Below are 12132 nucleotides of genomic sequence, written 5' to 3' on the forward strand. Positions count from 1 at the left end.
AGTTCCTCAAATCGCCGAAGAAACCTCGAAACCGGCCATCTCGCGGAATCGGATCTCGTCGCGCTGGGGATCGGCCCGACTAACCTGCACTTGAAAGCGATCGCCCAGAGACACCGATCGCTCGAAACGATGGGGCAATTCTAACCCCAACTCTTCCAACAAGATCAGCCCCAGATTTTCATCCTCGCGTAACCAGCGCAAAACCAGCGCGTGCCACACCTGATCCCCCTGTCGCCGCAAAAATTCCAGACTCCAGTAACGATTCGTCTGCCGTTCCACCGAGGTCGCCTCCTGAGCGGAACTCGCCACACTGTAGAGAATTTCCTGCATTCTTTCCCGTGTAAAAGGCAAAGGATCGCCCCGGCGATGGGCTTTTAGCTGAAAATGGGTCAAAAGATCCGTGTAGCGGCGGATCGGCGACGTTACCTGCGAGTAAACATCCAATCCCAAACTGGCGTGACGATTGGGGGTAATACCCATCTCGCTCCGGGGCATACAACGACGGACGGCACAGGAGCGCACCGGCCCCGCGGGAAGGAGTAATAATTCCTCGTCGGGGGGTAACTCCGGCTGGGGTTGGCCGCGGAAGGGGACGGGAAGATCGTGTTCCTGACAGTAGCGGCCCGCGACTTCCCCGGCGAGAATCATCATCTCCGCGACCAACTGCCGCGCGCGGGAGATTTCCAGTAAGTCCACCGTTACCTCGCCGTCCGGTTTAACCTTGATCGTGGATTCCGGCATCTGGATATCGATCGCCCCCCGCGATTTCCGCCAACTCCGACGCAGTTTCGCCGTTCGATCGAGAATCCCGATCTCCGGTTCCGCTTGAATATCGAGGTGTAGCATCTCGTCCACGTCCTCGTAAGTCAGGCGGTAGGTGGGTTTGACCGTACTGGCGTGAATCTCGTAGGATTCGACCTCCCCCGTCTCGTCGAGAGTCACCGCGAAACTAAGAGCCGGGCCGATCCGTCCCTGCACCAAACTCATCGGCCCGGTGGCCAACTCCGGCGGGAACATGGGGATCATCCCCGTGGGTAGGTACAGACTGGTACTACGTCGGCGCGCTTCTAGGTCTAATTCGTCGTCCGGGAACACCAAACGACTCGGATCGGCGATGTGAATCCAGAGACGATGTTTTCCGTCCTCTAGGGATTCCACGCTCAATCCGTCGTCGATTTCCTCGGTACTCTCATCATCGATCGTGTAAATTTTCTGACCCGTGAGATCGAGTCGATTCTTGTCCGGATCTGCGGGGGGATCGGTCAAACAAAGGCGGGCCACATCAAGTACCTTCTTGGAAAAGTGAACGGGGTACGAACTGCGTCGGAGAAACAGATTCTCGTGGGGACTCCACCACTTTAACTCGATTAATAATTCTCCGGCGGCTTCCGGTGTCGCGGGACGGGCGATCGAATTGAGAATTTCTACCGCGGCCGAGGATTTCTGTTCGGGCTGTAAAACGAATCGTTCGAGGGCTTCTAAACGGGATCGATCGCTTTCCGACCATTCTACCGTTTCCCCGGCTATCGCTTGACGGACGCGTTCTAGAAACGCTTCTTTCTCCCGTTGACGCTGTTGTTCGACAGTTAACTGATGCTTGATCTCCTCGACCTGATTGGCCGAGCGCGGTTCGTACCCGTCCCCTTTATTTTTAAAATAAATTTTGTCCTCGCTCAGAAGACAATGCGCGGCGTAACAGAGGGGCGGACTTTTCTCGGAAAATAAAATTCCCGCCATTTCCTCCGGGGTGACTTGCCCTCCCTCCTCGATCAACAATTCCCACGCCACCTCTAAACTAGAGGGATCGAGATAAGGATGAGTTTGTTTAAGAAACTCGGGAATATCCTTATACGTGTAGGGGCCACCACCGGCGATGTAATCGAACCGCTGGGGCCGGAGTTTGTGCGGGTGTCCCTCCGCGTCGATCACGATCCAATCCTTTTTTCCTTCCGGGCGATCGAGTACCGCTAATCGTCTCTCGCCGTTGATCCTGAATTCGATGAGCGTTCCCTTATCCACTGATTCCTGTACCGCCTAAACCACATCTATTACCTCCTATCATCGTTCATTTTTCGATTCCCCCGCAAGGGGTAGACGGCCGGTGAGGGAGATGAGAGAGGTGAGGGGGATGAGGGAGATGAGGGAGTTTTTCGGGTAAAGGATGAAGAAAGCTATTTTCTCTTTCCCCTTTTCCCCTTCCCCTTTCCCCTTTTCCCTATCGCTTCCGATTCCGGGGGTTAAAAATCTCGCTGAATCCCTCCCCTAATAGCGATAAACCGACCACCATCGTCGTCATCGCTAACCCCGGAAAGAGAGTCGTCCACCAGATGCCGGTAGAAAGGTCGGCGAGAGCTTCCTTGAGATCGTGACCCCATTCCGGGACTTCTTCCGGTAATCCCAAACCGAGAAAGCCCAAACCGCCTAAAACGAGGATCGAATCGGCCGCGTTGAGGGTAAAGAGGACGGGGACACTCTGGACGACGTTGAGAAAGAGATATTTCGAGAGGATACGGGTGGGAGTCGCGCCGATCGCCCGCGCCGCCTCGATAAAGAGTTCGTTTTTCACGCTGGTGGTCTGGTTTCGCACCACCCGGAAATATTGAGGGATATAGGAAATACTCACGGCGATCGCCACGTTCAAGATACCCCGACCGAGAACGAAAGCCAAGGCCACCGATAACAGTAACCCCGGCAGGGTGTAAAGGGTATCCATGAGAAAGAGGAGAATTCGATCGACCCGTCCCCCCAGATAGCCGCTAATCAACCCCAACGGCACACCGACGAGCAGGGATAACCCGGTCGCCAGAATCACCACCGATAGCGCGGCCCTGGCCCCGAATAGCGTCCGGGAAAACACGTCGTACCCGCGGATATTCGTCCCGAACCAATGTTCCGCGCTCGGCGGTTGGAGGGGATAGTTACTTAAAATATCGGTCGGGTCTTGGATCAGCCCGATCGATTGCAAAACCGGGGCGAAGAGAGCGATCGAGACGAAAAAAAACGTGATAATTAACCCGGCCCACAGTAAACGCGCGGACAGGTTCGGTTCTAACAAACGGGCGATCGGTTTAAGTGTGGTCATCGGGAAATACCGGCGCGATTCGCCGTCCATTGTAAGGGACGATACCGACCCGACACAAGCGATATCGCTCCCGCGACCGATGCGGCGATCCCCGCGAACCACGGGTCGATCGACTCCCGAAGACGGTGTTTTTCACCGAGTTATTCGGGCTACAATGGGGAAGTAGCCAGATCGAGGGAGGTACGGGAATGACGGTCACGAGCTTCATTCAACGAGATATTTCGATGTTTACCGACGATGATGTCGCTAATTTAGCGGCGCGATTAGAACGCGACGACTACAGCGATCCCTTCGAGGCCTTGCAGGATTGGCATTTATTACGGGCGATCGCCTTTCAACGTCAGGAACTCGCGGAACCCTATCTCTATCTCCTCGATCTCGAAGCCTACGACGAGGCTTGATCCGGATCTTCGTCTATAGGCTCGCGCGCTTAAGAGGGCGGAAGTTCGCCGAATTGTTGTCGATAACGCTGTAATAAAGCTTCCGCCTCGCTTAAGCGTTGTTGTGTCTCTTGTAGTTCGCTCTCGGTTTGCTGTAACTGTAACTCGGCGGTCTGACGGGCGATCGACTCTTCCCGCAGTGCCGTGGCTAACTCGTCGGGAATTAGTAACTTTTCTCCCGTTTCCTGACGGTAGAAGGCGATTAATTCCCCGTCCACGGCTAGACGGAGTTGTAACGGTTGACTGCAACCGTCGGTGATGGGTTCGTAACGTTCTCGATCGAGTCGATACCCGATCAGTTTTTCCGGTATCCATTCCCCTCTCGGATCGAATAACCAGTATTCCTCGACCCCTAACTGTTCGTAAAGATTCTTTTTAAACTCCAGATCTTGATTTCTCGTTCCCGCGGAAGTCATCTCGAAAATCACTTTCGGGATCTGTTTTTCTTCCCAGAGTTTATAGTTATCCCGTCCTCCCCTCTCCACGTCGAAAATCACCATCACGTCGGGCGCGACCCGCAGTTTCGGGAATCCCTGACTATAGTATAGGAATTGATCCGCTAACACCGTCGCCATTCGATCGCTCAAGTATTGCTTGAGGACTTCCAGGGTCGTCAAGATGGCGTAGAGATGACTATAGGACTCGGCCAAGGGTTCACCGTCAGAACTCGGATAGACAATTTCGGGAGGGGAATCAATGCTTATCATAGTGGAGGAGTGGGGAGATGGGGAGTCGGGTGTCGGGTGTCGGGTGTCGGGAGATGGGGAGTGGGAAATTAATTTAGAGAGGAGATACAGCCTTTCTCGTAAAGGTGAAGTACATACCAACCCTTACCGCTAAAAGATTCCAACCGCGAGAACGTACCTTATGTATCTGAGAAAGGCTGTAGTTTCGGGCAACAATCGAGAGTATAGAGAAAATTACTTCCTACTCCCTACTCCCTACCCCCCACACCCCACACCCTACCCTGCCACCTCCCGATCCTAACCGAGAAATTTAACTAACTCCTCTAGTTTCTGCCAGGCCGCGCCGCTATCGAGAATTTCCCGCGCTCTCTCTAAACCCGATCGATGATCGCCGAAAGGAACCACTTCCCCCACCTGTAACGCGAGAGACGCGTTAATCGCCACCGCGTCCCGTTGGGCGATCGTTCCCGCCCCTTTTAGCACATTTTTGAGAATTTCGGCGTTTTCGGGTACTTCCCCGCCTTTTAGGTCGGTTAAACTCGCCTTAGAACAGCCGATTTTTTCGGGATCGATCTCGCCGGAAATGACCTCGCCGTTGTTTAATAGCGCGACATCGGTGATATCCCCCAATCCCACCTCGTCGAGTTTTTCCCGTCCGTGGACGATGATCGCTTTCCCGGTTCCCAATCGGGCCAGACTGGTGGCGATCGCTTCTAGGAATTGGCGATCGTACACACCGATTACCTGTCCGGTGGGACGGAGGGGATTCACGAGGGGGCCGAGAAGATTGAACACCGTCCGGACTTTAAGGGTTTTGCGGAGGCCGGCGACACTTTTGAGGGCGGGATGCCAACCGGGGGCGAAGAGAAAGGTCACTCCCACCGCGTCGAGGGCTTCTGACCCGCGTTCGATCGGCGCGGCGAGATTGACCCCTAAATATTCCAACACGTCCGCGGAACCGACTTTACTGGAAGCCGATCGATTGCCGTGTTTGGCCACTTTTACCCCCCCGGCCGCGGCCACAAAAGCCACCGCGGTGGAGATATTAAACGTGGAAGCGCCGTCACCTCCCGTCCCGCAGGTATCGATCACGGGGACGGCGTGGGATTTCCGTTCCTGTACCCGCGATTGTGCCTGTAAAACCCGCGCCATTCCCGCGAGTTCGTCCGCGGATACTCCCTTGGCTTGCAGGGCGGCTAGAATCGCGCCGGAGAGGACTTCGGGAATTGTTTCCGTTAACCATCCGGTCATTAATTCTTCCGCCCGATCGAGGGAAAGGGAGTTTCGATCGAGAAGTTGTTGCAGTAGGCCGGGCCAGTCTTGATTCGTCATCGGTGTTGAAGGTATCGGGAGAGATTCGATCGATCGTTCGGTGCGGGACGGGAATTTATTGTTTCGACTCGACAAATCGTTTCCGTAAGGATTCAACCCGTTTTTTAGCGACGCTATTATTCGGATCGTATTTCAAGGTTTCCTCGTAGGTTTCTACCGCTTTGACGACCATCTGTTTCCGCTCGTAAGCGTTGCCGAGATTATTGAGAGCGATCGTGTATTCCGGATAGAGTTTGAGCGCTTCTTTATAGTTCCGGATAGCGAGGTCTAACTGTTCCTGTGCGAGATAGGAGAAACCGAGGGCATTGTAAATTAAGGCTTTATTCTCCGTCTCGACTTCCTCTTCCTCGCTGGTTTTCAGGGCTTTCTGTAAGAGACCGATCGCCTGCACGTAGAGTTTTTTGTCGAGATAGAGACTTCCTAACGCGTAGTATTCCTTGGCGGTTCCTTTTTCTTTTTGTAGTTTCTTTTGGAGTTTATTAAAGGTGCCTTCTACTTGCCGGGTTTTGATGATTTGAATAACGACGAAAACCCCTAAGCCGAGCAGGAAAATGAGTAGCCCGGAGACGTAAATTATCGGGAGAGTATCTTCCATACCGATCGAACTATACTTTTCTATTTATGCCTTTAAATTATAACAGCAGTGGGGAATCGCTCATCGATCGACCTTCAGCCCCCAGTAGATCGCCCGTTCCTCCAACCAGCCGGAAGAGCGCAGACGCTCGATCTCCCGGTTCACCCGCTCCCGTAAATCCTGGTACTGCAACCCCCGCGGCATGACGACCCCCAACGCGGTTAACTGGAGTTCGACGGGTAATTGTCGGTAGCGGGGATGTTCTCGCGTCCAACCGCTCAAGACGCTATTATCGGCGGAAAAAGCGTCGATCTCGCCTTTTTCTAGTAAATCGAATCCCTCCTGATACGATTTCACCCCGACCATTCGCGCGCCGGGCAGTTCGGAGCGAATGACGGCGATCGTGCTGGAACCTTCTAAAACAGCGATTCTAGCGGTTTTTAATGCCTCTATCCCTTGAATCCCCGGATCTAACACGACAAAACCGGTGCTATCGAGGTAATAGAAGGGACTGAAATCGACGATCCGCGAACGCGCGGGGGTGATGGTAACGCGGGCGATCGTCAGATCCACCCGATCCTCGATCACGGCCTGTAAACGCTCCCGGTTGGTGAGCGGTCGTAGATCGATCGCCTCCACCGAACCGAGTATATCCCCGGCTAGACGTTTGGCGATATCGATCTCGAACCCCTGTAAATTTCCGCTCGCGTCGGTAAAACCGAGGGGGGGAAGATTATTTTTCACCCCGACGATCAGTTTCCCCCGACGGGCGATCGTTTCCAGGTCGGCACTGTTGACCCCGACGGCGGACGCGACCGACAGGGCGATCGCCAGGAACGTCGAGAGAAATCGCGGGAATACGGGAACGGACATTTTCGGCCTCTTGCAGAATTCAGAATTTCTCGTGGGATCGGGAGTCAGGAGGAAGAATTAGAGAATAAGATCGCTAAAAATCCCTAAAAAGTCGAAATATTTTTATAAATTGTGAATTTTGGGATTTTTAGAGGAGAGAAAGGAAATTGTGCTAGAGGTCTTTTCCGGTCGATCGAGACGAGATCTCTCGCGCGATTCGTTTTCGAGGGTATCAAAACTTTAAAAGCTGTCATTATTTAAGATAAATAAGTATTTTCCGCGATTTCTAGCTTTATTATTCTTTACGATTTCTCCTGACTCCTGACTCCTGATTCCCGGCTCCCGGCTCCTGCCTCCCTAACCAAACGACAATTTTTTCATTCCGCGAGAGATTTACTACCGTTTTTCTAGCATTTTTCCGCGCTCGATCGGAACACCCGATCCTCTAGATCTTACCGGGCGCGGATTCGGGAGAGCGACAGCCGGGAAACCCTCGCGAAACCCTCGAAAAATCGAGATCTGAATTCTTTTGACCGATTTTACCGCCTTTGTTGCGGAAAGCGAGCTAACAGCCCCCTGACTCCCGCCTATTGCCTCCCACCCCGATCGAATTCTCGAAAAAATCTAGCGAGAAAATACGAATATTGACCGACGAAATGGGTAAGTTATCCATAGTGAGGGCGCGATCGCCGCCGCTATCTTTCCCAATCGCTATGCACAACGCGGACATGACGACGGAGCGGGATGTAACATCCCAGAAAAAAAACTCGAACGTGAACTGGCACAAGATCTGTCAGATTATGCTCGAACGCGCCTTACCGCTCAATCCTTTTACCACGCATCCGGAAGAAGTCGAACTCGGCGATGACGAGATCTCCTTATCCGTGGAAACCAGAGAGGGAAGGCGTTACACGCGCGGGCAACTTCTCGATCGAGCGCGCCGGGAGTACAACGCGGATACGATCGCCCGTCCGCTCGTCATCGTCGGCCCTCCGGGAAGCGGTAAAACCTTCCTCTTAAATCAAATCGCCTTCTACCTGTTAAAAACTACCGACGCTCTGCCGATCTGGATCGCCGCCTCTTCCCTGGGATCTCTATCCCCGCGCGAGTATCTCGAAGAAAAATGGCTATCGCGAACGGCGAGATCGCTCTCCCTCCCCGACGTGGATTGGACGGGAGAATTCGATAAATTACTCGATAGCGGCAGGGTTTGGTTTTTCTTCGATGGAGTGGAGGACTTTTCTTTCCTGAACGAGTATCGAGCGGGGTGGGCGGATCGAACGCGGGCGCTCCTTTCCTGCCGCTACGGAGCGAGCGCCCTCGATCGGAATTTCGAGGTCTATCGGATTCTTCCCCTCGCCTATCCCACCGAGGTCAAGAAATTTATCGAGCGATGGTTCGCCCGAGATCGCGCGCGATCGACGATCGCCCCCGGAGAAAATAACGGCGAACTTTCACTGGCGGATCTCCTCGGTCGCTCCCTGGAGCGATTCGGTCGCGAGCGTCTGCGGGAATGTCTGGAAACTCCCTTACGTCTCGCCCTGCTGTGTCGTCTCTGGCAGGAATGTCAACCGCATCTACCGACCGCGAGAGCCGGTTTGTACCGTCGTTTAGTCCGTCAGTTCTATCAATGGCAGGCGGAAATCGTACCGACCGCGCCCGAACACCAGCAACAACTAGAATGGGCGCTCGGTAGATTAGCCTTACAAGCCTTACTGTCGGAGGAACCGTTATCCGATCGACAGGTATCCGACGCTTTCGAGAACAATCCCTCTCTCGTGTCCCTGGCGATACGTTTGGGTTGGTTAACGACCTTCGTTCCCCCCGGCGGCCATGCCGGCGAAAAAGGGTACGCCTTTCTCGACGAGGCTTTTCGAGATTATTTCGCCGCCACGGCGATCGAGGACTGGCGTTTTTTCCTGCCCGAACTTCCCGCCAACGGCAACGAGATCCCCGCCCCTTTCCCGGCGTTCGAGGAACGGTGGAAACGGGTTATCCTGTTTTGGTTGGGCAACGAGAAGCGATCGGAACGGGAAAAAAGCGCTTTCCTCGACGCGTTAACCGATTTTCAGGATCGCTGTGGTTCCGGAAATCTCTACGGAAAACGCGCTCACTTTCTAGCGGTGGCGGGATTGGCGGAGTTCGATGTCCACGAACGCGCCACGGCGATCGTCCAACAGGTGACGCGATGGGCGTTCGAGGAGCGCCACCTACCGGCCCCGCTGGTAGAAGGGGCGAGAAACGCCCTCCGGGAAAGCGATCGGGATCTGGCACTCGACGCGTTACTCGATCGCTTACCCCTCGAAGGGGAGATCCCCAAAGACCTCCGCGGTGTTCTCGAAAAAATCGGGAGCGGTCATCCGCGGGCGATCGCCGCGCTGACGTTCCGCCTGGAAAACGCGGGCGAGATCGCCGATAAATGCCAGATCGCGGAAATTTTAGACCGGCTCGAACCCGGGCATCCCCTCGTCCTCCAAACCCTCCTCTCGATACTGGAAACCGCGACCGACGACGAACCCCGTCATCTCGCCCTCTCCTCCTTGGAACGCTTGGGCAAGGCCGAATCTCCAACGCTCGTCGCCCTAGCCCGTTTATTACAGACCGGATCGCCCTCGATCGCCCGGCGAGCGTTCCTCGCGTTGGAAACGATCGGCCGGGGCAACGCGACGGCGATCGCCACCCTCGTCCAACTGATCCGGACAACCCGCGATCCCCTGGTTCACTGTCAGGCCGCGGAGAGTTTGGAACGGATCGACCCCGGCAACCCGACGGCGATCGCGGTGCTGGCGAGATTGCTACAAACGGCCACGAGCGAGGATATCCGTCAACAGGCCGTGTACCGTCTCGGCGAGATCACCCCCGGCAATCCCGGGGCGATCGCCGCGCTGGTGAATCTATTAGCGGTATCGCGAGATGGATATACCGCGTGGCTGGCGATCAGTAGTCTGGGGAAAATCGGCGCGGGTAGCCCCGAGGTGATCGAGACGTTGGCGGAATTGGTGCGAACGTCCGATCGGGCGTTACTGCGTCGGGAAAGTCTCGATAGTCTCGTCAAAATCGCGCCCGATCACCCGATCTGCACCCGCGCCCTGATCGCGTTGATCGACTCCGACGAGGGGGAATCGACCGGTCGGGAAGCGGCGGAAACCCTCGGCCGGCTCGATCCGGGCAATCCCGAGGCGATCGAGGCGTTGAGCGCCTTTCTCAAGAACTCGGACGACGATTTCACCCGACGACAGGCCGCGGCCAGTTTGGGGACGATCGATCCGGGCAATCTGGAAGCGATTCACACCCTGGTCCGTCTGGCCCGATCGGCCGAGGCTCGGGACCTTCGCGAGTTAGCGGTGCAGAGTCTGGGCGAGATCGGCACCGATAACCCGGCGGCGATCGCCACGTTAATTCGCTGTTTACAGACCGAACGCGATCCCCGGATTCTCAAACAAGCGGCCCGGAGTTTGGGCGGAACCGGCCGGGGACACCGAGAGGCGATCGCCGCGCTGTCGCGGTTGTGTCGATCGAGCGTCGAGGAAGCGACCCGTTTACAGGCGGTCGAGAGTTTAATCCAGATCGTCCCGAGGGCGGGAATCGGCGATATCGTCCGGGAGATGGCGGCCTATTCGTCAGATCCCCCGAATAACGCGCTCTCTTTCCCCGATCGGCCCGATCCGGTCATCCAGACCCTTCTCTGGAAATGCTCCCGGCAGATTTCCTACACCGAGTTCTATCGCGCCTGGCACCACCCGGCCCGAAAAACAGCGCCGATCGTTCCCGCGCGGGATGATTTCGCCACTCTCCTCTCCGGGCTGTCGGGGGAGTTACCCGGCGATACCCGTTTCCTGTGTATCGATAGCGCGTTCCTGCTCGATATCGAGCGTCCCGTGGTCGATATCTACGATCAGATGCTGGCGCAAAATTGCCCCCCCTTCGAGTACGGCATCCCCGAAACCCTGTCGAAACTGCGTCTGTATTGGAACAACCTACGCCGCGAGCGGGAAGAAACCCGGTTGATCTGGGTATTTTACGAGAATCCCCTACAGGCGGAGGTTTTTTCGGCAGATTTCCTCGCCGCGCTGAGTAAGTTTCCGGGGGATATCTGCTTGGTAACGGAACGGGAGGTCGATTTTCCCGTGATCTTCTCGCCAAAAGCCCCCCGATCGCTTCTCCAGTGGGTTCGAGAAAATTCCCGACAAAAAGTTTGACAAGATCGGGATCGTGTGGTTATAATAGGAAATGTGACAAAAATGGGATTGTAGTTCAATTGGTTAGAGCACCGCCCTGTCACGGCGGAAGTTGCGGGTTCGAGCCCCGTCAATCCCGTTCTAATTTCTCCGAAAAACAAATTCGTAGGGTGGATTAGCAACGCGTAATCCACCAAAACCAACGCGTGACCCACCGAAAACAACACGTGACCCACCAAAAATATTGCGGTTCCCACCGAAAACATCGATCGGCCCGCGTTAATGATTAATCGTTCGATCGAGCGTACTGGTGACGGTTTACTAGGGATTATCGACGTTTAATAACTTTCTAACCTCGCTCATAGATAGAGATGGTTGATTCGATTCTTCCTGTTTAGCGGTTCGGAGATCGAGCAGATCCTCTACATCTTCTAAAAGTTCTTGAAGTTGTAGAAACTCCTCGTAAGGAATCACGGCGAATCGCGGTTGACCGTCTTCGGGGATGAATTCGGGATGTAGATTAATCATAGCGATCGTAGACCGTAGACCGTAGGGTGGATTAGCAACGCGTAATCCACCAAAAAACAACGCGGAACCCACCGAAAACCTGAATCGGCCCGCGTTTTAATCATTCCATCGGGTATCGGGTGGTGGATTAGCGAAGCGTAATCCACCCTACGCTTACGTCGATTCTATCGCCTGCCGAACCTCCTCGACACCGACCCCGAAAATCCCGGCGAGCGCTTCTAAAAGGCTGTCGTCTTTCGTGTCTTGATAAAAACGTCCGAGATTGCGGAGAGAAATCCCTAACCCGTGTCGATCGTTAAATTCGGCCGTAATCTGTAGATCTAGCAGATAGTTAGCTTTCGCTTCTTCCATTTCTCCTAAAGCTTCGGCTACTTTTCCCAAGTGAAAATAGGTGCCGGCTTGGTTATAGCGATCGCCGAACTCGACATAGATAGCGAGAGCCTGTCGGTAATTCTCTCGC

The 12132-nt window shown here is 54.8% G+C and carries 9 protein-coding genes, 1 tRNA gene and 1 pseudogene; 3 read left to right on the forward strand and 8 right to left on the reverse strand.

Translation table 11 applies throughout. The annotated features are described in order from the left end of the window. Positions 1-6: 6 nt before the first annotated feature. Both V0288_RS16585 and V0288_RS16590 read right to left on the reverse strand, forming a co-directional pair. Entirely contained in the window at positions 7-2019 is a 2013-nt protein-coding gene (locus tag V0288_RS16585) for a ribonuclease catalytic domain-containing protein (RefSeq protein WP_332866248.1), read from the reverse strand. 196 nt (positions 2020-2215) lie between these two features. Further along, positions 2216-3082, reverse strand: a complete 867-nt coding sequence (locus tag V0288_RS16590) for an ABC transporter permease (RefSeq protein ID WP_332866249.1) — start codon at positions 3080-3082, stop codon at positions 2216-2218. Between the two features lie 188 nt (positions 3083-3270). On the opposite strand from V0288_RS16590, the gene isiD reads away from it, so the two are divergent. After that, positions 3271-3483 carry a protein IsiD gene (gene isiD / locus V0288_RS16595; RefSeq protein WP_332866259.1) on the forward strand — a complete coding sequence of 71 codons (213 nt, stop codon included), beginning with the start codon at positions 3271-3273 and terminating at the stop codon, positions 3481-3483. A gap of 29 nt (positions 3484-3512) precedes the next feature. On the opposite strand, the gene V0288_RS16600 is transcribed toward isiD, so the two are convergent. From V0288_RS16600 to V0288_RS16615, 4 genes are all read right to left on the reverse strand, one after another. Next, on the reverse strand, positions 3513-4229 hold the full coding sequence (locus V0288_RS16600) for a Uma2 family endonuclease (RefSeq protein WP_332866250.1): 717 nt from the start codon (positions 4227-4229) through the stop codon (positions 3513-3515). A gap of 276 nt (positions 4230-4505) precedes the next feature. Next, on the reverse strand, positions 4506-5540 hold the full coding sequence (gene trpD, locus V0288_RS16605; RefSeq protein ID WP_332866251.1) for an anthranilate phosphoribosyltransferase: 1035 nt from the start codon (positions 5538-5540) through the stop codon (positions 4506-4508). Between the two features lie 55 nt (positions 5541-5595). Further along, positions 5596-6135 carry a tetratricopeptide repeat protein gene (locus V0288_RS16610; RefSeq protein ID WP_332866252.1) on the reverse strand — a complete coding sequence of 180 codons (540 nt, stop codon included), beginning with the start codon at positions 6133-6135 and terminating at the stop codon, positions 5596-5598. A 60-nt stretch (positions 6136-6195) separates the two neighbouring features. Beyond that, positions 6196-6987: a transporter substrate-binding domain-containing protein gene (locus V0288_RS16615; RefSeq protein WP_332866253.1), complete on the reverse strand. Its 792-nt coding sequence runs from the start codon at positions 6985-6987 to the stop codon at positions 6196-6198. Between the two features lie 692 nt (positions 6988-7679). Between V0288_RS16615 and V0288_RS16620 the strand changes: the two genes are divergently transcribed. Beyond that, positions 7680-11165: a HEAT repeat domain-containing protein gene (locus V0288_RS16620; protein ID WP_332866254.1), complete on the forward strand. Its 3486-nt coding sequence runs from the start codon at positions 7680-7682 to the stop codon at positions 11163-11165. A gap of 44 nt (positions 11166-11209) precedes the next feature. After that, positions 11210-11283: transfer RNA gene (locus V0288_RS16625), tRNA-Asp, on the forward strand. Positions 11284-11465: 182 nt separating this feature from the next. Here the strand turns inward: V0288_RS16625 and V0288_RS16630 are convergent. Next, a complete protein-coding gene (locus V0288_RS16630; protein WP_332866255.1) occupies positions 11466-11672 on the reverse strand; it encodes a hypothetical protein in 207 nt (68 codons plus the stop codon). Positions 11673-11825: 153 nt separating this feature from the next. After that, positions 11826-12132 (reverse strand): annotated as a pseudogene (locus V0288_RS16635) (tetratricopeptide repeat protein); the annotation flags it as partial.

This window comes from Pannus brasiliensis CCIBt3594 (assembly GCF_036688125.1).
GTDB classification, from domain to species: domain Bacteria; phylum Cyanobacteriota; class Cyanobacteriia; order Cyanobacteriales; family Microcystaceae; genus Pannus; species Pannus brasiliensis.

What these genes read in the sequence shown, in the direction of transcription:
- V0288_RS16590 (WP_332866249.1), bottom strand. Translation starts at nt 3,082, where the DNA reads ATGACCACACTTAAACCGATCGCCCGTTTGTTAGAACCGAACCTGTCC.
- isiD (WP_332866259.1), top strand. Translation starts at nt 3,271, where the DNA reads ATGACGGTCACGAGCTTCATTCAACGAGATATTTCGATGTTTACCGAC.
- V0288_RS16600 (WP_332866250.1), bottom strand. Translation starts at nt 4,229, where the DNA reads ATGATAAGCATTGATTCCCCTCCCGAAATTGTCTATCCGAGTTCTGAC.
- trpD (WP_332866251.1), bottom strand. Translation starts at nt 5,540, where the DNA reads ATGACGAATCAAGACTGGCCCGGCCTACTGCAACAACTTCTCGATCGA.
- V0288_RS16610 (WP_332866252.1), bottom strand. Translation starts at nt 6,135, where the DNA reads ATGGAAGATACTCTCCCGATAATTTACGTCTCCGGGCTACTCATTTTC.
- V0288_RS16615 (WP_332866253.1), bottom strand. Translation starts at nt 6,987, where the DNA reads ATGTCCGTTCCCGTATTCCCGCGATTTCTCTCGACGTTCCTGGCGATC.
- V0288_RS16620 (WP_332866254.1), top strand. Translation starts at nt 7,680, where the DNA reads ATGCACAACGCGGACATGACGACGGAGCGGGATGTAACATCCCAGAAA.
- V0288_RS16630 (WP_332866255.1), bottom strand. Translation starts at nt 11,672, where the DNA reads ATGATTAATCTACATCCCGAATTCATCCCCGAAGACGGTCAACCGCGA.